Below are 21,661 nucleotides of genomic sequence, written 5' to 3' on the forward strand. Positions count from 1 at the left end.
TCGGTCAGCTCTTGCCGGCGGCGGGAACAGGGGCGTCGAAGCCGGGACAATAGCGCGATTTCAACGTCGCGAACTCGCCGGTCAGCGGATCGTGGCTCATCAGGATGCGGTTGGGCCGCGAGACGAAGGCCACCGCCTCCTTGCGGCCCTTCAGACCGGCGTAGCCGCAGGCCGCCCGGCCGCGCCCGGCCTCGACATAGCGCACCTCGGCCTCGGTCCCCATCTGCTCTCGCACCTGAGACAAGGCCCGCTCCGCAGGCGTGGTCTGACGCGGCCCGAAGCGCGCGCCCTGATTGACGGCATAGAGGCTGAACCCGCCCAGCACCACGACAGCCGCGCCAAGCGCGATGATCATCCGGTTCATCCTGCGGGGCTGGGCCAAAACCGCCTCCTTCTGGGAAGCTGGAGGATGACCGGCTTCGCCGCCGAGGTGAAGCCCTGTTGCGAAAGAGTCGCGGCCTATTTGCCGAACAGGTCCGGGGCGGCGGCGGGCGGCGCGGCGGGCGTCTCTAACCCAAGGTGCTCATAGGCCCTGGCGCAGGCCATCCGGCCGCGCGGCGTGCGCTGGATGAAGCCCTGTTGCAGCAGATAGGGTTCGATCACGTCCTCGACCGCATCGCGCGCCTCGGCGATGGCGGCGGCCAAGGTGTCCATGCCGACCGGCCCGCCGCCGTAATTCTCGATCAGGGCCTTGAGGAAGCGGCGGTCCAGGCTGTCCAGTCCGGCCTCGTCGACCTCCAGCCGCGCCAACGCCCGCGCTGCGGCCAGTTGGTCGATAGGGGTCCCTTCCGCATCGGCGAAGTCCCGAACCCGGCGCAACAGGCGCCCGGCGATGCGCGGGGTGCCGCGCGCGCGACGCGCGATCTCCATCGCCCCATCCTCGGTGATGGCCGCGCCCATCTTGCGCGCCGCCCCGCGGATCACCGCAGTCAGCTCTTCGGGCGTATAGAACTCCAGCCGCAGCGGAATGCCGAACCGATCCCTCAGCGGCGTGGCCAGCAAGCCCGCCCGCGTCGTCGCCCCGACCAGGGTGAAGGGCGCCAGATCGATGCGCACGCTGCGCGCCGACGGCCCTTCGCCGATGATCAGGTCCAGCACATGGTCTTCCATCGCCGGATAGAGGATTTCCTCCACCTGCGGGGCCATGCGGTGGATCTCGTCGATGAACAGGACGTCGCGCGGTTCGAGGTTGGTCAGGATGGCCGCAAGGTCGCCCGCCTTGGCCAGGATCGGGCCGGAGGTGGCGCGGAAGCCCACGCCCAGCTCGCGCGCCACGATCTGCGCCAGCGTCGTCTTGCCCAGCCCCGGAGGCCCGAACAGCAGGACGTGATCCAGCGCCTCCGAGCGGCCGCGCGCGGCGTCGATGAAGACCTTCAGATTGCCCTTGGCCGCCGACTGGCCGACGAACTCGGAAAGGGTCTGGGGCCGCAGAGCGCGGTCGTGCTGCTCGCCGGGCGCGGACGCGGGCGAGATGATGCGGTCGTCGGTCATGCGGCGGCCCTCATCGTCCCAGCTCCTGCAGGGCCGTGCGGATGACCAGCGGCAGTTCGGCGTCTTCGCCCAGCTTGATCAGGGCGTGATCGACGGCGCGGCGGGCGTTGACCTCGGCGATGCCCAGACCCAGCAAGGCCGCGACCGCCTCGCCGGTGACGCTGGGCGGCGGTGGAGCGATGACGGCGGCCTCGGCGTGGACGCCCGGCGCAGTCGGGGCGAAGACGCCGTCGGTCAGGCTCTTGCCCTTCAGTTCGGTGACGATGCGCAGGGCCAGCTTGGGCCCCACGCCGTTGGCGCGGCCGACGGCGGCCTTGTCCTCGCGTGCGACGGCGGCGGCCAGTTCGGCGGGCGGCAGGATATCCAGCACCCCCAGCGCCGCCTTCGGCCCCACGCCCTGAATGGTCTGCAGCAGGGTGAAGACCTTGCGCTCGTCGCGGGTCAGGAAGCCATAGAGACGCGGCCCCTGATCCTGGCTCCACTGGCTGTGAATGAACAGGGTCGTCTCATCGCCCGGCGCCGGCAGGCGGCCCAGCGTCCGCGCCCCGCAGGCAGCGACATAGCCCACGCCTCCGCAGTCGATCAGGCACTCCGCCTCGCCGACCTCAGCCAGAACACCCCGCAGACGACCGATCATGCCGCCCCTCTCACTGCTATCGTTTTGAACCGCCGATGATGGGCGTGGGTGACCGCCACGGCCAGCGCGTCGGCGGCGTCGGCCTTCACGTCGCCCGAGGCGGGCAGCAGGCGTTTGACCATGAAGGCGATCTGGCTCTTGTCGGCCTGCCCTGCGCCCACCACCGCCTTCTTGATCAGGGTCGGGGCGTATTCGGCGACGGAAAGACCCGCCCGCGCCGGGGCCAGCATGACCGCCGCCCGCGCATGGCCCAGCTTCAGCGTCGAGGCCGGATTGACGTTGACGAAGACCTCTTCGATCGCCGCCTCGTCGCAACTATAGGCGGCGCAGACCTCGCCGACCTGCTCCAGCAGATGCAGCAATCGTTCGGAGAAGGGCGCCTTTTCGCTGGGCGCGACGACGCCGTGCGCGATCCAGCGCAGGCGGCTGCCCTCGCTTTCGATGACGCCCCAGCCGGTGCGGCGCAGGCCGGGGTCCAGCCCCAGAATCCGAGTCGTTTCGTTCGCCATCCGTTCCTATTGCCCCAAAGAGGGTTAGCGAACAATGACCGGGCGTTTTGTCAGAAGGTCGCGCGTCCGCTCAGTCGTCTCGGGGCATGACCGAAAAGCCCGCCAGGCCTGCCTGTTCGGCCAGGACGCCGGACAAGGCGTCGACCTTCAGCGGCATCGGACCGCGCGCCTTGACGTACTGTTCGTGGATCAGGCCGTCTGGGCTGACGACATGGCCGATGCGAGTGGGCTTCAGTCCATTATCGGCCAGCAGGGCGCGCAGAACCTTCTCGTCCGGCGCCGAACCGCGCGTCCAGCGCAGGGTGACGTCCATCACGCCGACGTGCGGCAGGCGCGCATCCAGAAAGCGCAGGATGGCCAGCACCAGCAGCGTCGCCCCCGCGGCGATCAGGCCCAGCTTCCACAGGCCGACGCCGAACATCACCCCGATAGCCGAGGTGGTCCATAGGGACGCCGCCGTGGTCAGGCCATGGACCGAAAACCGCTCGCGGAAGATCACCCCGGCGCACAGGAAGCCGATGCCGGTCAGTATGCCGTGCGCCATCCGCGTCGGGTCGATCACCAGACGCTGTTCAGGCAGGGCGACGAACCCCCAGCTGGCCTGATGCATGGCCGCCAGCATCAGCACGCACGAGGTCATGGACACGAGGATATGGGTGCGGAACCCCGCCGGATGGCCGTGATAGGTCCGCTCGATCCCGATCAGGCCGCCCGCGATCATGGCGGCCGCCGCCGGCGCCAGCAGGCTCAGATCCTCGACGCCCCAATGCGTCACGCCCCAGTCAATCGCCATGTCACAACCGCTCCCAACGACCGTTCAGGTTGAACCGCGCCGGTGCGCCCGGCAAGTCGTCAGTCGTCGCGCGGATCCAGCACATAGCCGCAGACGGAAGGCAGGCCTGACAGCCGCGCCGCCAGGGCCTTCAAGGCCTCCTCGCCCTCGATGCGGACGCGCCAGCTGCGGCGCACCACGGCGCCGTCGTCGATCAACTCAAATCGATCGGTCGCAGGAGCGGGATCCAGGGCGCGCAGGGCGGCTTCGACCTCCGCCTCCGGCGAGGGGGCGTCGCGGCGCCATCGTACCTCCACGTCCGCCAGGGTGCGATCCGGCAGGCGAGCGTTCACCACCCTGAGCGAGATCAGGATCAGGCCCGTAATCACCGTCCCCGCCGCGCCCAGACCGAACAGCCCCGCCCCGAACAGCAGGCCGATGGCCGAGGTGATCCACAGCGACGCCGCCGTCGTCAGACCGTGAATGGAGAAGCCCGTGCGGAAGATGACCCCCGCGCACAGAAAGCCGATCCCCGTCAGCACCCCGTGGGCCATGCGGGTCGGGTCGGTGACGATGTTCTCGTCCGGCAAGGCGCGGAAGGCCCAGTCGGCTTGTGTCATCGCCGCCAGCATCAGCAGGCAGGACGCCAGGCTGACCAGGATGTGGGTGCGGAACCCCGCCGGCCGGCCCCGCCATTCGCGCTCAAACCCGATCATCCCGCCGGCTATCAGGGCCCCCGCGATAGGCAGAAGGAAGGTCTCCACCCAGGCGGCGTCAGCCATGTTTCTCGACGTAGGTTTCCGGGTCCTTGTTGACCGGCCTCACCCCGTTGATGTGACGCGCCTGGAAGGCGGCGAAACGCACGCCCAGTTCGTGCCGGGTCTGCAGGTCGGCGTTCAGGCGGAAATCAGTCAGCCCCTGCCGCTCCTCTTCACCCATGTGTTTGGAATTGACGACATTGGCCTCGCCGACGGCCTTGAACCACGACGGGCTGCCGACCTTGTGCCTGGCCACGGCCTTGACCGCGTCGCGCAGCTTGTTGTGATCCTCGATGGCGTCCTCGGTCTCGCCCTGGACAGTGCCGTCCTCGGCGTCATTGGCGCCCTCGCCCAGCTTCAGCAGCTCGGGATAGAAATGCTGTTCCTCAGCCTCGGCGTGAGCGTCCAGAAAGGCCGACAGCCGCCCCCAGACCGCCTCCAGCGCCTCGACATCGTCGGCCCCGATCTCTTCGACCAGGGAGAAGAGCCGTCTTTGTTCGGCGTGGTCGTCGAGGATCAGTTGGGTGATGTCCATCGCGCAAGGCTCCTGGCGGCAAGGCTTGAGCCTCTAGAAGCCTTGGCGGCGCGGGCGGGTTCCGCCGGACTCCCGCAACGGCGATATTTCAGGCATAATGTCATTCGGGGAACAAACGTCGGAGCCTTTCCATGTCTCCTCGTGTCATGCGCCGCTTTCTTTTCGCCGCCGGTCTCAGCCTGACCGCCGCCGGGGCGGCCCTGAGCGCGCCCGTCGCCGCGCCCCAGGACGCTCGCGATCACTTCCTCAGCCGCTGTCGCGAGCGCACCCTGGCTCAGAACCCTGGGGCCGACTGGGCGGCGTCCTACTGCGCCGAAACCTGGCCGGCGGTGACGCGCTCAAACCCCCTGGTCGACGCCATCCTGTCTCCATTCGCCGAGGGCGCTCCCGCCGCGCTCGATCCCGCCGACGTCAAGGCGCGGGCGACAGGGGTGCGCTGGCTGCCGGCCCGCCCCGACGCCCAGGCGTTCGAGGGCGCGCTCGGCCCGGTAAAGGTCGTGGCCCGACGCGGGCCGACCACCCTGCTGGAACTGGGGTGGACCGCCGTCGGCGAACCCGTGCCCTATGAGATCGTCGAGGCCTTACGGACGCGCGACGCCGTGGTCATGCCGATCGGCTGCTACGCCTTCGGCGCCGGGGAATCCAACACCGTCTATCGCGTAGAGGCGGCGGGGCGCGTCCCCTTCGCTATGACCGTCTATCGCCGTGAAGCGCCGACTGGCAGCGCCTGGTCCAGCCTGACGATCACGGCGGATGCGGAAAGACACATCCCGACGCTCAGCAGCCTCAAAGCCGCCGAGCCGGATGCGGAATGGACGGCCGACTGCAGCTGAACAGGATTCAGCCCGCGAACTTCGCCGCGTCTTCGTCCGAGACGTTCTCGTTGGAATAGACCTGCTGCACGTCGTCTTCAGCGTCCAGCGCGTCCAGCAGCTTGAACAGGACGCCGACGGAATCGCCTTCCAGGTCGATTTCCGACTGAGGTTTCCAGACGATGGCGGTCGACTTGGGATCGCCCAGCACCTTGGACATGGCCTCGGCGACTTCGTTCAGGTCCTCGAAGGCGGTCCAGATGGTGTGGCCCGGCGCGTCCTCATAGATGTCCGGCTTGACCAGATCGCTCTCGACGTCCTGGGCGCCCGCCTCGATGGCCGCTTCCATGACGGCGTCCTCGGTGCCCGCCTCGGCCGGATAGTCGATTTTGCCGACCCGATCCCACATGAAGGTGACCGAGCCCGATTCGCCCAGCGCCCCGCCATTCTTGGCGAAGGCCGAGCGCACGCCCGAGGCGGCGCGGTTGCGGTTGTCGGTCAGCACCTCGACGATGACCTGAACGCCGCCGGGGCCGCGGCCCTCGTAGCGGATTTCCTCCATCGCATCGACTTCGCCGCCCGAGGCCTTCTTGATGGCGCGCTCGATGTTGTCCTTCGGCATCGATTCGGCCTTGGCGTTGTTTACCGCCAGGCGCAGCCGGGGGTTCATCGCCGGGTCCGGCATCCCCGACTTGGCCGCCACGGTGATTTCCCGTGACAGACGCGAAAAGAGCTTGGAGCGCACGGCATCGGCGCGCCCCTTGCGGTGCATGATGTTCTTGAATTTCGAATGGCCGGCCATGGTCTCACCCGACAGGAATTTGTAAGTTGGGGCAGGTCCTTTAATGGACAGACTCCCTTCTGTCACCTGAGGGGAACCGCCGGACCGCGCCGGGGATTAACCGCGGGCATGATTGGGAGACGCCGATGGCCGCCGCTGACGACACCTATCTGGACGAAGCCTATGATGAAGGCATCGACCACGCCAATGCCGGCGAGATCGTGCAATGGTACGCAAAACGGCCAGTGACGGTCTCCACCGCCGCGGCCACCAGCTCCCTGGTCGGCGCCTTCGCCCTGGGGGTTCTGACCACGGTGGGCGCCCTGGCGATCATGCGTCTGTACGACCGGAACTGAGCCTTACGCGGCGCCCTGAGCTATCAGGGCCTGAACCTCAGCGCGGTCGCCCAGCGACGGCTGCGCCCCCGGCCGGGTCGCCGCCAGCGCACCGGCCGCACAGGCGAAATGCAGCGCATCGTTCGGCGCCATGCCCTCCAGCAGCGCAACCGTAATCGCCCCGACGAAGGCGTCCCCCGCTCCGACCGCGTCCACGGCCGTGATGCGCGGCGGCGTGGCCCAGGCCATCTCGACCCCGCGTCGATACATGACCGCTCCGCGCGCGCCCTTGGTCACGACCACCATGCCGCCGCCGACGTGCAGGGCGTCGCCATAGAAGGCGGCCTCAGTCTCATTGACCACCAGCAGGTCGGCCCGGCGCAACAGGGCCTCCGACACCGGCGCGGCGGGCGCCAGGTTGACACAGACGAAGTCCGTCGCACGGCCGATGGCCGCCTCGACCGTCTCGATCGGCAGTTCCAACTGGGCGATCAGCGGGCTTTCGATTCGCGCAGGCAGTTGTTCGGGCGTGACGAAGTGGTTGGCGCCGGCGGCCACGGCGATCTGGTTCTCGCCGGTCGGATCGACGGTGATCAGGGCCACGCCGGTGGGCGCGGCGATGTCCGTCTCCACTCCCGACAGGTCGACGCCGTGCGCCAGCATCAGGGCGACCGCCGCACCTGACATCTCGTCGTCGCCGACCCGGCCGATCAGCGACACCTCGACGCCCAGCCTGCGCGCCGCCAGCGCCTGATTGGCGCCCTTGCCGCCGGGATGGCGGGACAGGCTGGCTCCCGTCACCGTCTCGCCCGGCGCAGGCAGGGACGGCGCCGCCGCCACGAAATCCAGATTGATCGAGCCGACGACGGTGATCCTCATGCGCCTTCTCCCTCTTCTTTAGCTCCTAGGCGCTGGGCGATCAGGGCGAAGATTCCGGCCGCATCGGCCTTCGTCGCCCAGAAATGGTTGGCCGTCGCCGCATCGACGCGGAACTCGACCGCCGTGTGGCCGCGGGTCAACGCGCTTTCGGTCTCCACCGCGATGCGGCAGGGCGCCAGTTCGAACAGCTCCGGCTTCAGCAGCCAGGCGACAGTACAGGGATCATGCAGAGGCCCGGCGTCCCAGCCGACGATCTGCCGCTCCACCCGCTGGGAGAAACGCAGCATGGCCGCCGCCGTACGGGCCGAGGCCGTGGGCAAGGCCTCTATCTTCGCGATCCGCTCCTCGGTCGCCCGCACCTGATGGGTGGCGTCCAGCCCCATGACGATCATGCGGCAACCGGACGCGAAGACCTCGGCCGCGGCGTCCGGGTCAGCCCAGATATTGAACTCGGCCGAGGCTGTGATGTTGCCCCCCTCTGCGCGCGCCCCGCCCATGACCACCACCGGCCCCAGATGCGCCGCCAGCGCCGGTTCAGCCTGCATGGCCAGCGCCAGATTGGTCATAGGCCCCATGATCGCCAGCGCCACGGAGCCCTCCGGGCGCGCCATCACCTGCTGCACGATGGCCCCCGCCGCCGTACCCTCGGCGACCGGGGCGACAGGCTCGAACGGCGTCAGGTCGCCCAGTCCTTCGCGTCCGTGAAACTCGCCCGCTCCGGCCGGGGCGCGGCGCAGGGGCCGTTCGGCGCCGCGATAGACCGGCACGTCCTCGCGCCCGGCGATCTGGCGCAGGATGCGGGCGTTGCGCGCGGTCTTGGCGGCGCTGACGTTGCCGCCGACCGTGGTCACGGCCAGCAGGTCGAGATCAGGCGAGGCGAAGGCGGTCAGCAACCCGGTGGCGTCGTCCACGCCGGGGTCGCAATCAATGATCAAGCTCTGTTTCACCGATCCGGTGTGCCGCCTGCCGCCGCCTGAATCAATCGTGCTGAATCAATCGTCCTGAGCCAACCGTCTTACGCGTGCGTCAGTCCTCGCCCACCATAGAAGCCCACGGATCGACCCGCCCGGCCTCGACCTCGGCGACCTTGACCGCCGGCCAGCCGATGCTGCTGCTGGCCGAGACGCGCCAGGCGGCCGACACGAAGTCGCGCAGTTCCGACGCCCCGGCCGCCAGCCGCTCATTGACGAAGACGGCGCCGCGCGGGTCCGTATCCTTGAACGCGCCCGCCTTCTCCATCCGATAGAAGGGGATGACCGTCGCCAGGGTGGCGTTCAGGTGCGAAGCCGTCCGCGCCCGCACGTCAAAGCCTTCGATACTCATCGGGACCATCGCCGCCTCGACCGCCTCCAGACGCAGGGTCCGGCTGGTGAAGGCGCCCTCGAAGTCGCCATGCGTGCGGCGCGATTTGGTGAAGCCTTCAGGGTTGGTCTCGCCCGCCCAGCCGTTGAAGTGGATGGTCGTGTGGTGCGGCTGGGCCGCATCGCCGACGAAGTGGCTCAGGATCCCGATGTCGCGCAGGATCAGCTGCTCGCGGCGTTCGCGGTCGGCGCGATACCAGGCCTGTCTGGCCAGATCCGGCTCGCGCGCCTCGGCGGCGCTCAGCACGCGCCAATAGGCGAAGTCGCGCTCCAGATTCTGCCAGGCGTCCATGATGGCGTAGGGCAGATAGCCCGCCTTATCCACATCCAGACCGGCGCGGATCAGGGCGGCGTCGTATTCCGACTTCAGACGCGGCAGATCGGCCATCGTCATGCCGCGCGCGTCCATCACCCGGCCCTCATCATCCATGTCGACGAAGTGGGCGGTGTCGCGCTCGCGGTCGTGCGGCTGGCCGGCGCCCTTCCAGCGGTCAGGCTCGCGCGAATATTCGCCGACGTCTGCTGCGGCCCCGGCCGTGCGCAGGAAGGCGGGCAGATCGCCCGGCAGGTGGCGCATCGCCGCCACGCCGATCATCCGGTGGCCCGAACTGCCCCAAGCCTCGACCTGAACGGCGGGCGCCGCAACCAGCATCAGGGCGGCGGCGGAAATCATCAGTCGTTTGACTTGTCGGTTCATGAGGCGGCGCCATCGGAAATTTCAGAAGGGGAAACGACGGCTTATCCCATTCCCGCGCCCGCCTCTACCCGCCCCGGATGACAGCCGCAGCGCCGATCACGCCGCCGTTATCTTGGCGTCATCGCCAGCTTTTCTTGCCAATAAAGTGTTAGGGGCCACGATCAAGTCGTTAACGACACAGACACACGTCAAAGTATAGAACTCAAATCAGTCAAATACTGATATGATATAGTCATGATAGTCTGAGACCGACCGGCGATAGACTGGCCCCATTTGCGCCTTATCCACTATCGATACAGCCGCTGATCTCATTCGCCGCAATTGCGCCGCAATTGGCCGTCAAAAACCGCCGCGCCGGAGCGTGTCGGGACCGGTGCTGCGTGAAGTTTGAACGATGTTGAGCACGGCCGCCGCGCTTGCCATGTTGTGGACCATGGCCTTCTCCGGGTCCGGAGAGCCTGTCCCTTACGAAACGGCCGTCGCCCGCGACGCCGCAATCGTAGAAGCCGCCGCGACGGCCCCTGGTTCCATCGAATCCGTCGAGACGGCGGACCTGTCGGCCGAACAGCTTGAGCTGATGGCCGGCGATCCCGACTGGCGCGCCTCGGCCCGCCTCTATCACGCCGGCGGCGGTGGAGCGACCGGCAACGATTCTCTGGGCTGCCGCCCGATTCCGATGCGCACGGTCGCGGTCGACCCGCGCGTCATCCCGCGCCGCACCAAGCTGTTCATCCGCGAGACGGTCGGTCTGCGCATGAGCGACGGCACGGTGCACGACGGCTACTGGTACGCGTCCGACACCGGCGGCGCGATCAAGGGCGCCAAGATCGACCTTTACACCGGCCACGGCCGCGGCTCGATGCAGCAGGCCCGCACCCTGAACATGAAGACCCTGACCATCGCCGACGCGGGCGATTTCGATGGCTGCCCCCCGGCGTGGGAGACGGCCTCGAACTGAGGGCTTTCAGACTGACGAGAAAAAGGGGCGGCCGGATCGAACCGGTCGCCCTTTTTCGTTCTCCTCCCTACGCAGTGGGGAGGTGGCGCGGCGCCGAAGGCGACGTGACGGAGGGGCTGCTTGGTTCCGCGACCTAATGCCTATCCGCCTGCACAGGACTCGCCGTCCCGTCCCCTCCACCGCTTCGCGGTCCCCCTCCCCATTGCATGGGGAGGAAAGGCGCAGTCAGAATTTCCGCTTGCCGCTGACCGTCTCGAAGAACAGGCGGAAATCGCCCATCAGGCTCCACAGCGGGTATTTGAACGTCGCGGGCCGGTTCTTCTCGAAGAAGAAGTGCCCGACCCAGGCGAAGCCGTAGCCGACCAGCGGCATGGCCAGCAGCCACCAGGGGTTCAAGGTGAAGCAGAAGGCCAGAAAGGCCGCGATCACCAAACCCGTCCCGACCACATGGATGCGGCGGCACGTCCGGTTCGAGTGCTCATGAATGTAATAGGGGTAGAAGGCCTCGAACGAGGCGTACCGCCCTTGGGGTTGCTCGATGCTCATGACCCCAGCCTGCCCCCGGATCGCGCCGGGAGCAAGTCGTTCGCCCCATCCACACCGCTCATCCCCGCGGAGGCGGGGACCCAGTGCTTTGGCCGAAAGCGCGCGGATAGCCACTCTAAACGATGAGCGTGTGGCTCTTACTGGGTCCCAGCCTCCGCGGGGATGAGCGGGCCGTTTAAGCCCGTTTGCCCTTCGGGCCCTTGGCGAAAGGTTTGGCCCCGGCCTTGAAGTCAGGCTTGCCCTTGAAGCCCGGCTTGGGCGTGAACGGCTTCTTGTCGCCCTTGTCCTTGAAGCCCGGCTTCTTGTTGAAGCCGCCTTCAGCTGGCGCAGCATCGGTGCGGGGCGCATAGGGCTTTTTCTTGAAGGGACGCTCGCCATCCGCGCTGCGGCCTGCGTCGCCCTCAGGGCTCCACGGCTTCTTCTTGAACGGCGGGCGGCCCTGACCGTCCTCGTCGCGGCGGAAAGGTTTCTTGGCGAAGGGACGAGCCTCGCCGTCGCGCTCGAAATTACGGTTGCGCGCGCCCTTCATCGAGCCGGGCGTCGGCGCCTCGGACGGGGTGATGCGGGCCTCTTCCCTGCTCTGGGCGGCAGCAGCTCGGAAGGCGTCGGCGTGGGTCAGGGCGACCTCGAAACGGGTCTCTTCGGGGAAGGTGCGGATCGAGCCGATCTGCTGCTTGGTGATGCCGCCGATACGGCAGATCAGCGGGATCAGCCATTTGGGATCGGCGTTGCGGTTGCGGCCGATGTCCAGACGGAACCAGCTGACCTCGTCCGGTTGCAGACGATCACCCGGCCACGGTGCGGGGGCGTAGTCGTCGCCGCCCGCCGCATCGCGGTCCTTGCGCGGCTTGCGCTGCGGGCCTTCGCCCGGATCGGTCAGGTCTTCCGGCGCGGGCAGGTTCTTGCGCAGCAGCACCAGAAGGGCGCGCGCCAGATCATCCGGCGTGCGCTCCTTGACCAGCGTCGCGATCAGGCCCGCATCCTCGTCCGAGCCTTCCTCGGCGAAGACGGGCGCGGCCAGCAGGCGCTGTTCGTCCTGGGCGCGGATTTCATCGGCGGTCGGGGCGCCCGACCAGACGGCCTCGACCCCGGCCGAGCCCAACAGCATCTCGGCCTTGCGGCGACGGCTGTGCGGGACCAGCAGGACCGAAATCCCCTTCTTGCCCGCACGGCCGGTGCGGCCCGAACGGTGCAGCATGGTCGCCTTGTTGATCGGCAGTTCGGCGTGGATCACCAGACCCAGATCGGGCAGGTCCAGACCGCGCGCGGCCACGTCGGTGGCGACGCAGACGCGGGCGCGGCGATCACGCAGCGCCTGCAGCGCCTCATTACGCTCGCGCTGGCCCATCTCGCCCGACAGCGACACCGAGGCGAAGCCGCGCTCGACCAGCGAGGCCTGCAGGTGACGCACCGAATCCCGCGTCGAGCAGAAGACCAGCACGCCCGGCGCCTCGAAATAGCGCAGCACGTTGACCACGGCGCGCTCGATCTCATTCGGCGCGATGCGCATGGCGCGATATTCGATGTCGTTGTGCGGCTGGCTGCGGTCGACGGTGTCGATGCGCACCGCATCCTTCTGATAGCGCTTGGCCATGATCGCGATGTCGCGGGCGATGGTGGCCGAGAACAGCAGGGTGCGGCGCTCTTCCGGCGCCTGATCCAGAATATACTCCAGGTCCTCGCGGAAGCCCATGTCCAGCATTTCGTCGGCTTCATCCAGCACGACGACGCGCGCGGCCGACAGGTCCAGCGCCCCGCGATCAATGTGGTCCTTCAGACGGCCCGGCGTGCCGACCACGACGTGGGCGCCGTGGTTCAGGGCGCGGGCTTCCTTGCGGGCGTCCATGCCGCCGACGCAGGTGACGATCTTGGCGCCCGCCTCGGCATAGAGCCATTCCAGCTCGGCCGCGACCTGCAGCGCCAGTTCGCGCGTCGGCGCGATGGCCAGCATCAGCGGCGTGTCGGCCTGACCGAACTTCTCGGCGTCGCCCAGCAGGGTCGGCGCCGCCGCCAGGCCGAAGGCCACCGTTTTGCCCGACCCGGTCTGGGCCGAGACCAGCAGATCCGCCTCGCCATGGCCTTCCAGCACGGCCGCCTGGACCGGCGTGGGCTCAAGATAGCCCTTGTTCAGCAAGGCGCGGTCAAGCGCGGGATGGATCGCGGGAAAGGGCATGAAGGGCCTGGAAATTCAGATGAGGCGACCGTTAAACGGCCGCGCCCGGCGAGGCGTCGCAGCCTGCCGGGCGTCGGGGAAGGCGCTCCCTATACACGAATAAGGGCGCCGGTGGGGCCGATTTTCACAAATCGACCGGCGTTCACCACCGCGGCGAGAAACAGGGCGGCCCCCTACCCCGCCTTATCCGGCAGGTGAAAGAAGTCCACGAACCGCGCGAACATCGCCCGATCGCCCTCGACCGCCATCGTCCCCTCGCCGTCCAGAGCCTCCAGCGGGACCTTTCCGTAGACGGCGGCCGCGACGACCTGGGCCGGGGCGCGCACCACCACGTCGCAGGCCTCGACCTCGCCGCGCCGAGCGTCGATGACCCCGTCCGCGACAGTCACGACCATACGATCCTCGTCCAGCACAAAACCCAGCCGCATCTTCGCATCCAGCGCGCGCACAGGATCAAACATCGTCTTGAACGACTGCATGATGGAGACGGCGCTGATCGGCAGGGTCGGGTCGTGCTGGGGCGAGCGCGCGGCCCAGCGACCCAGCACCATGAAGACCGGTTCGATCTCATAGCCCCAGTCGGTCAGCTCATAGACCTGGACCGAGGCGGGCGGCGGCAGCTTGCGGCGCTGGATCACGCCCGAGGCTTCCAGCCCCTCCAGCCGCTGGGTCAGCACATTGGCCGACAGGCCGCACAGATCTTTTCGCAGGTCGCTGAAACGGCGCGGCCCCATCATGAGTTCTCTGATGACCAGCAAGGCCCAGCGCTCGCCCACCAGATCCAGCCCGTGCGCCGCTCCGCAGGCGTCATGATAGCGCCGGGATCGAGACAATGACTGCTTAGTTACTTTTTCTAACTTCATAGTTGACTAACATAACATCGAGGCGCAGAAATCGCCACACCACAGAGCAGGCCGTCCGGGGAGGGAGGGCCGCGCAGAGGGAGGAAACGCCGATGCCCAAGCTGATCTTCATCAACCTGCCGGTCGCCGACCTGCCGCGCTCCGTCGCTTTTTACGAGGCGGTGGGGGCGAGCAAGAACCCGAAGTTCTCGGACGAGACGGCGGCCTGCATGGTCTTTTCCGACACCATCCACGCCATGCTGCTGACGCATGAGAAGTGGGCGACCTTCACCGATCGCTCCATCCCCGACGCGCACAAGACGGCGCAGGTGCTGCTCTGCCTCTCCGAGGACAGCCGCGAGGCCGTCGACGCCGTGGTCGAGCGCGCAGCCAAGGCCGGCGGCCAGGCCGACCCCAGCGCCAAACAGGACTACGGCTTCATGTACGGCCGCAGCTACGCCGACCCCGACGGCCACATCTGGGAGATCATGTGGATGGACCCGGAAGCCGCCGCGCAAGGTCCGGAAGGCTTCGCCGCTCAGGTCGGCGGGGGCTGAGCCGTGAGCGGCCTCTACGAACTCGCCGTCAGCCGCTTCATCAAGGCCCCGCCGGAGAGGGTGTGGCGCGCCTGGACCCGACACGGGACCGAATGGTTCACGCCTCGCCCGTGGCGCACGGTGTCGGTCGACCATGACTTGCGCCCCGGCGGCCGCGCCGATGTCGTCATGGAGTCGCCCGAGGGCGAGCGGCATGAGTATCGCGGCGTGGTGCTGGAGGTGGAGACGGGCCGCCGCCTGGTGACGACCAGCGCCTTCACCGAGGGCTGGATTCCGCAGCCCGGCGACATGAACTTCGTCCGCATCGACACCTTCGAGCTAGAGGGCGACGGCACGCGCTACACCGCCCGCGCCCGCCACTGGACCGAGCAGGCCATGCTGACCCACCGCGACATGGGTTTCGAGACCGGGTGGGGCGCCGCCGCCGACCAGTTGGCTCAGGTCGCCGAAAACCTCACCCCGCAGGAGAGCGCGTCATGAACGACAAGATCATTCCCTGTATCTGGTACGACCTGGGCCAGGCGAAGAAGGCGGCCGAGTTCTACGTCTCGCTGGGCCTGCCTGACAGCCGCATCGACCGCGTCGTCGCCAGCCCGGCTGACAATCCCTCCAATCCTGAAGGCGCCGAACTGGTGGTCGAGTTCACCCTGGCCGGCAGGCGCTACATGGGGCTGAACGGCGGCCCGATCTTCCCCCAGACCGAGGCCGTGTCTTTCATGATCATGACCGATGATCAGGCCGAGACCGACCGCCTGTGGGACGCCATCGTCGGCAACGGCGGGGCCGAAAGCGCCTGCGGCTGGTGCAAGGACCGCTGGGGCGTGAACTGGCAAATCACGCCGCGTCGCCTGATGGCCTTCTACGACGATCCCAACCCCGCCCGCGCCAAGGCCGCCTTCGAGGCGATGATGACCATGCACAAGATCGACATCGCCGCCTTGGACGCCGCCGCAGACGCGGCTTCTTCCTAGTGGGCCGCGGTCAGAAGGCTCCGCCTTCTCGACCCGACGCGGCCTGTTCTAGTGGGCCGCGATCAAAAGGCTCCGCCTTTTCGACCCGACGCGGCCTGAATGATCAGTTGCTTCCCGCCACGACACGACCGCCCCGCCCCTCAAGCAGCGAGCCGCCGCGCGGCGAGCGATAGGGGCCAACCTCCGAAGGAGAACTAAAATGACCTACATCACCGGCTTCCTGACCCCCGTGAAGGTCGAGAACAAGGACCGCTACATCGAGTCCGCACGCGTCGCCTGGCCGCTGTTCAAGGGCTACGGCGCCCTGGCCCATGTCGAGAACTGGGGCGTAGACGTGCCCGACGGCAAGGTCACCAGCTTCCCCATGTCGGTGAAGCTGGAGGACGGCGAGGTCGTCGTCTTCTCCTGGCTGATCTGGCCCGACAAGAAGACCGCCGACGACGCCTGGGCCAAGATGCAGGACGACCCCGCCATGGCGAATATGGACATGCCCTTCGACGGCAAGCGCATGATGTGGGGCGGCTTCGAGACCATCTTCGACGAGAAGCAGTAAAGCGGCGCTCTCCTCCCCACATCGTAGGGAGGAGGACCACGACCCGAAGGGCGGCGCGGAGCTGCCAAGTGGTGGAGGGGCTTGCGACAGCGGAAGCCATCGGCCCCTCCGTCTCGACGGCTACGCCGCCGATCCACCTCCCCATTTCATGGGGAGGAGAAACAAAAAAGGGCGGCTCCGAGGGAGCCGCCCTTTTGATCTTCATCGTCTCGTTTAGGAGTCCAGGAAGCTCCGCAGCTTCCGCGACCGGCTGGGGTGCTTCAGCTTGCGCAGGGCCTTGGCCTCGATCTGACGGATGCGCTCGCGCGTGACCGAGAACTGCTGGCCGACCTCTTCCAGGGTGTGGTCGGTGTTCATGCCGATGCCGAAGCGCATCCGCAGGACGCGCTCTTCGCGCGGGGTCAGCGAAGCCAGGACGCGGGTCGTCGTTTCACGCAGGTTCGACTGGATCGCGGCGTCGATCGGCAGGATGGCGTTCTTGTCCTCGATGAAGTCGCCCAGGTGGCTGTCTTCCTCGTCGCCGATTGGCGTCTCAAGGCTGATCGGCTCCTTGGCGATCTTCAGCACCTTGCGGACCTTTTCCAGCGGCATGGCCAGACGTTCGGCCAGCTCTTCCGGGGTCGCCTCGCGGCCGATCTCGTGCAGCATCTGACGCTGGGTGCGGACGATCTTGTTGATCGTTTCGATCATGTGCACCGGGATGCGGATGGTGCGGGCCTGGTCGGCGATCGAGCGGGTGATCGCCTGACGAATCCACCAGGTGGCGTAGGTCGAGAACTTGTAGCCGCGGCGGTACTCGAACTTGTCGACCGCCTTCATCAGGCCGATGTTGCCCTCCTGGATCAGGTCCAGGAACTGCAGGCCGCGGTTGGTGTATTTCTTGGCGATGGAAATCACGAGGCGCAGGTTGGCCTCGACCATTTCCTTCTTGGCCTGACGGGCCTCGCGCTCGCCCTTCTGAACCATCTGGACGATGCGGCGATAGTCGTCGATCGGCACCCCGGCCTCGGACGCCACAGCGGCGATCCGGCTGCGGATGTCGCCGATCTGGCTGGTCTCGTTTTCGCTGAACTTAGTCCAGCGGACGCCCATCTCCTTGATGCGCTCGGCCCAGTTGGGGTCGGTCTCCGAGCCGAAATAGGCCTTGAGGAATTCCGGACGCGAGATGCCGTAGCCGTCAGCCAGACGCAGAAGGCGACCTTCCAGACCGATCAGACGCTTGTTGATGGCGTAGAGCTGCTCGACCAGCGCCTCGATGCGGGCGTTGTTCAGCTTCATCGTCTTCAGACGGTCCGAGATCGCCGTCGACAGGGACTCATAGGTCTTCTGGTCCTTGGCGGTCAGGACATCGCCTTTCAGGCGCGCCTCGACCAGCTTGTCCTGCAGCTTGCGGAACTCGCCGAAGTCCGAGGCGATGGCGTCCAGCACCTCCATGACGCCGTCGCGCAGTTCGGCTTCCAGCGCCGAGATCGACATGGCGCCGCCGTCGTCGAAGTCCTCGTCGTCGTCCTCTTCGCCGTCGCCGTCCGGCTCGCCGGTCGGCTGGGCCGGGGCGGGCTGGTTATGCGGCAGGGATGAGGGGTTGAGGATGCCGTAGGTGGCGTCCAGGTCGATGACTTCGCGCAGCAGGATGCGGTTGTTGGCCAGTTCCTCGCGCCACACCATGATGGCTTCGAACGTCAGAGCGCTTTCGCACAGCCCCGAGATCATGGCGTCGCGGCCGGCCTCGATGCGTTTGGCGATGGCGATTTCGCCCTCGCGACTCAGCAGCTCGACCGTGCCCATTTCGCGCAGATACATCCGTACCGGGTCGTCGGTGCGGTCATAGGCGGACTTGGCGGGCGCTTCGGCGACCGAGGTCTCGGCGGCGGCGGCGACGTCGGTGCCGGTCGCCTCGGCGGCGTCCTCTTCGGCTTCGACGACGTTGACGCCCATCTCCGACAGCATGGCCAGGATGTCTTCGATCTGGTCCGGCGTGACTTCTTCGGACGGCAGGACCTTGTTCAGCTCCTCCATCGTGACATAGCCGCGCGTCTTGGCTTGGCGGATGAACTTCTTCACCCCGGCGTCGGTGAGATCGAGCAGGGGCCCGTCGGTGTTGGTTTCGGCGTCCTGCGTCTCGGTCTGCGCGCTCATTCAGTCTGTCTCCACGGCCGACGGGGGGTGATCAGGCCCCTGCGGCGAAAATACAACGCCCGACGACTTCGTTCACTACGAAGAAGCCGAGTCTTCCCAAATCGTTCCGGTCTTGATGGCCCGTCGCAACGCATCGCGCTCGGCCTTCACCAGAGCGAAAGCCGAGGTGTCGAAAGCCTTGTGGGCCTCCGACTTTGCCGAAGCGAGCGCCTCGTCCAACGCCGCTGCGCGGGTCAGAGCGTCGAACGCCTGCGACCACCGGGTCCTCGCCTCGCCGAGGGGCTTGTCTGTAGCCAGGAATGGCGCGCCGGACTTCGCCGCCGCCTTCTCGACCTCGCGCAACATGGCGTCATGACCCGATTGGGCCAGATGGCGGCGCAGGGCGGCGGAGTCAAGGGTTCGGCCTGAGAAACGCAGACGCACCATCTCCTGCGCCAGCCCGTCCAACGCCGGATCGCCGAAGCCATAGCGAGCCACCGCCTCCATGTGATCGTCCAGCCGCTCCGGGTCGTCCAGCGCCCCGTGGGCCAGAGCCGCCGCGATCGGCTCGACCGAGCGGAACAGGGCCTGCATGGCCTGGGCGCCCTCGACCGTCTGCCCCTGCAGCGGCGGCGGACCGCGCCAACGCCCGCCCGGCCCCGGCCGACCGCCCAACTGTTGCGGCCTCTGCGGCTGACGCGGGAACAGGGCGTCGAACCGGTCGAACAGGTCGCGCCTGTATTGTTCGGCCAGATCCTTGTCCTGCACGGCGTTGGCTGCCTGACGCAGTCGCCCCTTCAGCCCCGCCTTGCGCTCGGGCGTGTCCAGCGGCTCGGCCTCAACCTCGCGACGGAACAGCACCTCGGCGAAGGACCGAGTCTCGGCCATGGCCTGACGCAGGGCCGGCGCCCCGCGATCACGCAGGATGTCGTCCGGGTCTTGCCCGCCTTCCAGCAGGGCGAAACGGAAGGACTTGCCCGACTTCAACAGCGGCAGCGCCCGCTCGATCGAACGATAGGCGGCGCGCAGCCCCGCCGCGTCGCCGTCAAAGCTCAGCACCGGCTCGGACGACACGCGCCAAAGCACCGCCATCTGCTCTTCGGTCAGGGCCGTGCCCATCGGCGACACAGCCGGCAGCCCCGCCCTGTGACAGGCGATGACGTCCATATAGCCCTCGACGACGATGATCCCCTGCTCGCCCCGGCTCTCGGCCCCCATGATCCGCCGCGCCTCCGGCAAACCGTAGAGGGTCGCCCCCTTGTGAAACAGCGACGTCTCCGGCCCGTTCAGATATTTGGCCCGGTCGTCGGGGTTCATCGCCCGCCCGCCGAAGCTGACGATGCGGCCGCGCGCGTCCAGGATCGGGAAGATCAGCCGGTCGCGGAAACGGTCGTAGGGCTGCCCCCCTCCCTCCGGCGCAATGAGAAGCCCCGCCTCGACCAGATCGCCCGGGCGCGCCCCGCGCTGGACCAGCGCCTGCTTCAGCCCCTCACGGTCGTTGGGCGCATAGCCCAAGCCGAAGCGCTCCCACTGATCCTCGGGCAGGCCGCGCTTTTCCAGATAGTCGCGCGCCGCCTTGCCGACGTTGCGGCGCAGGTTGGCGGCGAACCATTTCTGGGCCAGCTCCATCCAGTCGGCCAGCCCCTGACGCTTCTGCTCGCGCTCGGCGGCCTGGGGGTCTTCGGCAGGCAGTTGCATCCCCGCCTCGCCCGCCAGGCGGCTGACCGCCTCGACGAAGCTGAGCCGCTCCGTCTCCTGCAAAAACGTGATGACGTCGCCGTGCTTGCCCGAGCTGAAGTCGTGGAAGAAGCCCTTGTCGTCATTGACGAAGAAGCTCGGCGACTTCTCCTTCGAGAAGGGGCTCAAGCCGACGAACTCGCGTCCCTGACGCTTGAGCTTCACCGTCCGCCCGATGATGTCGGACGGCCGAAGGCGGGCCTTCAGCTCCTCGATGAACCGTTCGTCAAATCGCACCCCGGACCTATGCCGTCCGATGGCGGGCAAAGGCCAGCCCCCGCCGCTGCGTCGCCCGGACGGCCCCCGAGCAAAACCCCGCCTGGGGATAAGTGCGGGGACAACCGCTTGCTTCCTTCCGGCGAGCGTCTGGGCTTTAACTCATGCAAGCCTCGCCGGAGCCTTTGCGACCATGCGCCGTCTTCGTCTTCTGATCCTGCTGCTGCTGCCCTCAGCCCTGCTGACGCTCGGCGCCTGCCAGACGATTCCGCGCCCGACCTTCGCCGCCGCAGACCTGACCGCCGCCAGCCCGCCGTGGCGCTATGACTTCCTGACTCCAGAGGCGCGCGACCGCTTCGTGCGCGAGACGGTCAACGCCCAGAACGCCACGGCCGACGGCACGTTCGACATTCTGGCCCTGTCCGGCGGCGGGGCCAACGGCGCCTATGGCGCGGGCGTCATGGTCGGATGGAGCCAGGCGGGAACCCGCCCCCAGTTCGAGGTGGTGACCGGCGTCTCCACCGGCGCCCTGATCGCCCCCTTCGTCTTTGCGGGACAGCGGTTCGACCCGGCGCTGGAGCACGCCTACACCAGCGGCCAGACCGACGATCTGTTGAAGTCGCGCGGCCTGCTGGCCCTGATGCTGCCCGGCGTGTTCAAGCCCGAGCCCCTGACCAATCTGGTGCTGAACAACATCTCGCCCGAGCTGTTGACCGCCATCGCCGAGGAGCACCGCAAGGGTCGTCGGCTCTACGTCTCGACCACCAGTCTGGACACCCAGACCCAGGTCGTCTGGGACATGGGTGCCATCGCCCAGCAAAACGACGAGGCCTCGCGTCTGCTGTTCGTCAATGTGCTGATCGCCTCGGCCAGCATTCCCGGCGCCTTTCCGCCCGTCCTGCTGAACGTCGAGCATGACGGCCGCCGCATTCAGGAACTACATGTCGACGGCGGCACGGTGTCCAGCTTCCTGGTCGTGCCCCAGGCCCTGCTGCTGGAGGCGCCGAACGCGCGTCCTCTGGGCGACGCCCGCATCTGGATCGTGGTCAACGGCAAGTGGGATCCGCGTTTCGACGTCTCGCGCATTTCGGCCATCAGCATCGCCGCCCGCAGCTTCGACACCATGATGAAGGCCCTGCAGCGCTCGGACCTGACCGCCATCACCCAGTTCGCCCGCCGCTATGATCTGACGCTGTCGGTCGCCGCCATCCCCGACCACGCCGAGGCCAACACCCTGGACTTCACCCAGGCCCACATGACCGCCCTGTTCCAGGCAGGCGAGGCCGAGGCTCTGGCCGGCCGCGCCTTCGACCGGCGCGTCGACCCGTCCGAGCCGCGCCCCAGCCGCCGCAGACATCGCGAACAGACGCCGCCCACGGTCGTCATCGCTCCGACAGGTTAGGATTCCATTAACCATATTGGCCGC

24 protein-coding genes are annotated in these 21,661 nt (G+C 67.6%); 8 read left to right on the top strand and 16 right to left on the bottom strand.

Features of this window, described 5'->3' with window-relative positions:
• Positions 1-4: 4 nt before the first annotated feature.
• The 7 genes from H556_RS0106385 to H556_RS0106415 form a co-directional block, all read right to left on the bottom strand.
• Complete coding sequence (locus tag H556_RS0106385; RefSeq protein WP_245559425.1) at positions 5-355, bottom strand: hypothetical protein; 351 nt, start codon at positions 353-355, stop codon at positions 5-7.
• A 104-nt stretch (positions 356-459) separates the two neighbouring features.
• The gene (ruvB, locus tag H556_RS0106390; RefSeq protein ID WP_024353648.1) at positions 460-1,491 is read right to left on the bottom strand and encodes a Holliday junction branch migration DNA helicase RuvB; all 1,032 of its coding nucleotides are present in this window, start codon (positions 1,489-1,491) and stop codon (positions 460-462) included.
• A 10-nt stretch (positions 1,492-1,501) separates the two neighbouring features.
• Positions 1,502-2,128: a Holliday junction branch migration protein RuvA gene (ruvA, locus tag H556_RS0106395; protein ID WP_024353649.1), complete on the bottom strand. Its 627-nt coding sequence runs from the start codon at positions 2,126-2,128 to the stop codon at positions 1,502-1,504.
• Entirely contained in the window at positions 2,125-2,637 is a 513-nt protein-coding gene (gene ruvC / locus H556_RS0106400) for a crossover junction endodeoxyribonuclease RuvC (protein WP_024353650.1), read from the bottom strand. Before ruvC ends, ruvA begins: the two co-directional genes overlap by 4 nt.
• A gap of 70 nt (positions 2,638-2,707) precedes the next feature.
• Positions 2,708-3,430, bottom strand: a complete 723-nt coding sequence (locus H556_RS0106405; protein WP_024353651.1) for an MgtC/SapB family protein — start codon at positions 3,428-3,430, stop codon at positions 2,708-2,710.
• Between the two features lie 59 nt (positions 3,431-3,489).
• Entirely contained in the window at positions 3,490-4,191 is a 702-nt protein-coding gene (locus H556_RS0106410; protein WP_024353652.1) for an MgtC/SapB family protein, read from the bottom strand.
• Entirely contained in the window at positions 4,184-4,702 is a 519-nt protein-coding gene (locus H556_RS0106415; protein WP_024353653.1) for a hemerythrin domain-containing protein, read from the bottom strand. The genes H556_RS0106410 and H556_RS0106415 overlap by 8 nt, the downstream gene beginning before the upstream one ends.
• Before the next feature lie 131 nt (positions 4,703-4,833).
• Here H556_RS0106415 and H556_RS0106420 point away from each other — a divergent pair, with 131 nt between their 5' ends.
• Entirely contained in the window at positions 4,834-5,535 is a 702-nt protein-coding gene (locus H556_RS0106420) for a hypothetical protein (protein ID WP_155802416.1), read from the top strand.
• A gap of 7 nt (positions 5,536-5,542) precedes the next feature.
• Here the strand turns inward: H556_RS0106420 and H556_RS0106425 are convergent, their stop codons facing one another.
• A complete protein-coding gene (locus H556_RS0106425) occupies positions 5,543-6,316 on the bottom strand; it encodes a YebC/PmpR family DNA-binding transcriptional regulator (protein ID WP_024353655.1) in 774 nt (257 codons plus the stop codon).
• A gap of 125 nt (positions 6,317-6,441) precedes the next feature.
• On the opposite strand from H556_RS0106425, the gene H556_RS0106430 reads away from it, so the two are divergent.
• Positions 6,442-6,651 (top strand): hypothetical protein, encoded by a 210-nt coding sequence (locus H556_RS0106430; RefSeq protein ID WP_024353656.1) that lies wholly within the window; start codon positions 6,442-6,444, stop codon positions 6,649-6,651.
• 3 nt (positions 6,652-6,654) lie between these two features.
• On the opposite strand, the gene H556_RS0106435 is transcribed toward H556_RS0106430, so the two are convergent.
• The 3 genes from H556_RS0106435 to H556_RS0106445 all read right to left on the bottom strand — a co-directional run bounded on the left by H556_RS0106435 (position 6,655) and on the right by H556_RS0106445 (position 9,567).
• Positions 6,655-7,509, bottom strand: coding sequence for a ribokinase (locus tag H556_RS0106435; protein WP_024353657.1), 855 nt, complete (start codon positions 7,507-7,509; stop codon positions 6,655-6,657).
• Complete coding sequence (locus tag H556_RS0106440; RefSeq protein WP_245559426.1) at positions 7,506-8,444, bottom strand: nucleoside hydrolase; 939 nt, start codon at positions 8,442-8,444, stop codon at positions 7,506-7,508. Before H556_RS0106440 ends, H556_RS0106435 begins: the two co-directional genes overlap by 4 nt.
• Before the next feature lie 91 nt (positions 8,445-8,535).
• Positions 8,536-9,567: a phospholipase C/P1 nuclease family protein gene (locus tag H556_RS0106445; RefSeq protein WP_024353659.1), complete on the bottom strand. Its 1,032-nt coding sequence runs from the start codon at positions 9,565-9,567 to the stop codon at positions 8,536-8,538.
• Between the two features lie 394 nt (positions 9,568-9,961).
• Here H556_RS0106445 and H556_RS0106450 point away from each other — a divergent pair, with 394 nt between their 5' ends.
• The gene (locus H556_RS0106450) at positions 9,962-10,525 is read left to right on the top strand and encodes a 3D domain-containing protein (protein ID WP_024353660.1); all 564 of its coding nucleotides are present in this window, start codon (positions 9,962-9,964) and stop codon (positions 10,523-10,525) included.
• Between the two features lie 225 nt (positions 10,526-10,750).
• On the opposite strand, the gene H556_RS0106455 is transcribed toward H556_RS0106450, so the two are convergent.
• The 3 genes from H556_RS0106455 to H556_RS0106465 form a co-directional block, all read right to left on the bottom strand.
• Positions 10,751-11,071, bottom strand: coding sequence for an Mpo1-like protein (locus H556_RS0106455; RefSeq protein ID WP_024353661.1), 321 nt, complete (start codon positions 11,069-11,071; stop codon positions 10,751-10,753).
• Positions 11,072-11,246: 175 nt separating this feature from the next.
• Entirely contained in the window at positions 11,247-13,244 is a 1,998-nt protein-coding gene (locus H556_RS0106460) for a DEAD/DEAH box helicase (RefSeq protein ID WP_024353662.1), read from the bottom strand.
• 173 nt (positions 13,245-13,417) lie between these two features.
• Positions 13,418-14,077: a winged helix-turn-helix transcriptional regulator gene (locus tag H556_RS0106465; RefSeq protein ID WP_245559427.1), complete on the bottom strand. Its 660-nt coding sequence runs from the start codon at positions 14,075-14,077 to the stop codon at positions 13,418-13,420.
• Between the two features lie 122 nt (positions 14,078-14,199).
• Here H556_RS0106465 and H556_RS0106470 point away from each other — a divergent pair, with 122 nt between their 5' ends.
• The 4 genes from H556_RS0106470 (at position 14,200) to H556_RS0106485 (ending at position 16,167) form a co-directional block, all read left to right on the top strand.
• The gene (locus H556_RS0106470; RefSeq protein WP_024353664.1) at positions 14,200-14,643 is read left to right on the top strand and encodes a VOC family protein; all 444 of its coding nucleotides are present in this window, start codon (positions 14,200-14,202) and stop codon (positions 14,641-14,643) included.
• 3 nt (positions 14,644-14,646) lie between these two features.
• Entirely contained in the window at positions 14,647-15,123 is a 477-nt protein-coding gene (locus H556_RS0106475; RefSeq protein ID WP_024353665.1) for an SRPBCC family protein, read from the top strand.
• Complete coding sequence (locus H556_RS0106480; RefSeq protein ID WP_024353666.1) at positions 15,120-15,614, top strand: VOC family protein; 495 nt, start codon at positions 15,120-15,122, stop codon at positions 15,612-15,614. Before H556_RS0106475 ends, H556_RS0106480 begins: the two co-directional genes overlap by 4 nt.
• Before the next feature lie 199 nt (positions 15,615-15,813).
• Entirely contained in the window at positions 15,814-16,167 is a 354-nt protein-coding gene (locus tag H556_RS0106485; RefSeq protein WP_024353667.1) for a DUF1428 domain-containing protein, read from the top strand.
• 213 nt (positions 16,168-16,380) lie between these two features.
• Here the strand turns inward: H556_RS0106485 and rpoD are convergent, their stop codons facing one another.
• Entirely contained in the window at positions 16,381-18,303 is a 1,923-nt protein-coding gene (gene rpoD / locus H556_RS0106490) for an RNA polymerase sigma factor RpoD (RefSeq protein WP_024353668.1), read from the bottom strand.
• Positions 18,304-18,378: 75 nt separating this feature from the next.
• On the bottom strand, positions 18,379-20,256 hold the full coding sequence (gene dnaG / locus H556_RS0106495; RefSeq protein ID WP_024353669.1) for a DNA primase: 1,878 nt from the start codon (positions 20,254-20,256) through the stop codon (positions 18,379-18,381).
• A 172-nt stretch (positions 20,257-20,428) separates the two neighbouring features.
• Here dnaG and H556_RS0106500 point away from each other — a divergent pair, with 172 nt between their 5' ends.
• On the top strand, positions 20,429-21,637 hold the full coding sequence (locus tag H556_RS0106500; RefSeq protein WP_024353670.1) for a patatin-like phospholipase family protein: 1,209 nt from the start codon (positions 20,429-20,431) through the stop codon (positions 21,635-21,637).
• The last annotated feature ends 24 nt before the right edge of the window (positions 21,638-21,661 follow it).

Source organism: Brevundimonas naejangsanensis DSM 23858 (assembly GCF_000421705.1).
In the GTDB taxonomy this organism is placed as follows: Bacteria; Pseudomonadota; Alphaproteobacteria; order Caulobacterales; family Caulobacteraceae; genus Brevundimonas; species Brevundimonas naejangsanensis.

Coding starts and splice junctions, on each gene's coding strand:
- H556_RS0106385 (WP_245559425.1), bottom strand. CDS start 355: ATGATCATCGCGCTTGGCGCGGCTGTCGTGGTGCTGGGCGGGTTCAGC.
- ruvB (WP_024353648.1), bottom strand. CDS start 1,491: ATGACCGACGACCGCATCATCTCGCCCGCGTCCGCGCCCGGCGAGCAG.
- ruvA (WP_024353649.1), bottom strand. CDS start 2,128: ATGATCGGTCGTCTGCGGGGTGTTCTGGCTGAGGTCGGCGAGGCGGAG.
- ruvC (WP_024353650.1), bottom strand. CDS start 2,637: ATGGCGAACGAAACGACTCGGATTCTGGGGCTGGACCCCGGCCTGCGC.
- H556_RS0106405 (WP_024353651.1), bottom strand. CDS start 3,430: ATGGCGATTGACTGGGGCGTGACGCATTGGGGCGTCGAGGATCTGAGC.
- H556_RS0106410 (WP_024353652.1), bottom strand. CDS start 4,191: ATGGCTGACGCCGCCTGGGTGGAGACCTTCCTTCTGCCTATCGCGGGG.
- H556_RS0106415 (WP_024353653.1), bottom strand. CDS start 4,702: ATGGACATCACCCAACTGATCCTCGACGACCACGCCGAACAAAGACGG.
- H556_RS0106420 (WP_155802416.1), top strand. CDS start 4,834: ATGTCTCCTCGTGTCATGCGCCGCTTTCTTTTCGCCGCCGGTCTCAGC.
- H556_RS0106425 (WP_024353655.1), bottom strand. CDS start 6,316: ATGGCCGGCCATTCGAAATTCAAGAACATCATGCACCGCAAGGGGCGC.
- H556_RS0106430 (WP_024353656.1), top strand. CDS start 6,442: ATGGCCGCCGCTGACGACACCTATCTGGACGAAGCCTATGATGAAGGC.
- H556_RS0106435 (WP_024353657.1), bottom strand. CDS start 7,509: ATGAGGATCACCGTCGTCGGCTCGATCAATCTGGATTTCGTGGCGGCG.
- H556_RS0106445 (WP_024353659.1), bottom strand. CDS start 9,567: ATGAACCGACAAGTCAAACGACTGATGATTTCCGCCGCCGCCCTGATG.
- H556_RS0106450 (WP_024353660.1), top strand. CDS start 9,962: ATGTTGAGCACGGCCGCCGCGCTTGCCATGTTGTGGACCATGGCCTTC.
- H556_RS0106455 (WP_024353661.1), bottom strand. CDS start 11,071: ATGAGCATCGAGCAACCCCAAGGGCGGTACGCCTCGTTCGAGGCCTTC.
- H556_RS0106460 (WP_024353662.1), bottom strand. CDS start 13,244: ATGCCCTTTCCCGCGATCCATCCCGCGCTTGACCGCGCCTTGCTGAAC.
- H556_RS0106470 (WP_024353664.1), top strand. CDS start 14,200: ATGCCCAAGCTGATCTTCATCAACCTGCCGGTCGCCGACCTGCCGCGC.
- H556_RS0106480 (WP_024353666.1), top strand. CDS start 15,120: ATGAACGACAAGATCATTCCCTGTATCTGGTACGACCTGGGCCAGGCG.
- H556_RS0106485 (WP_024353667.1), top strand. CDS start 15,814: ATGACCTACATCACCGGCTTCCTGACCCCCGTGAAGGTCGAGAACAAG.
- rpoD (WP_024353668.1), bottom strand. CDS start 18,303: ATGAGCGCGCAGACCGAGACGCAGGACGCCGAAACCAACACCGACGGG.
- H556_RS0106500 (WP_024353670.1), top strand. CDS start 20,429: ATGCGCCGTCTTCGTCTTCTGATCCTGCTGCTGCTGCCCTCAGCCCTG.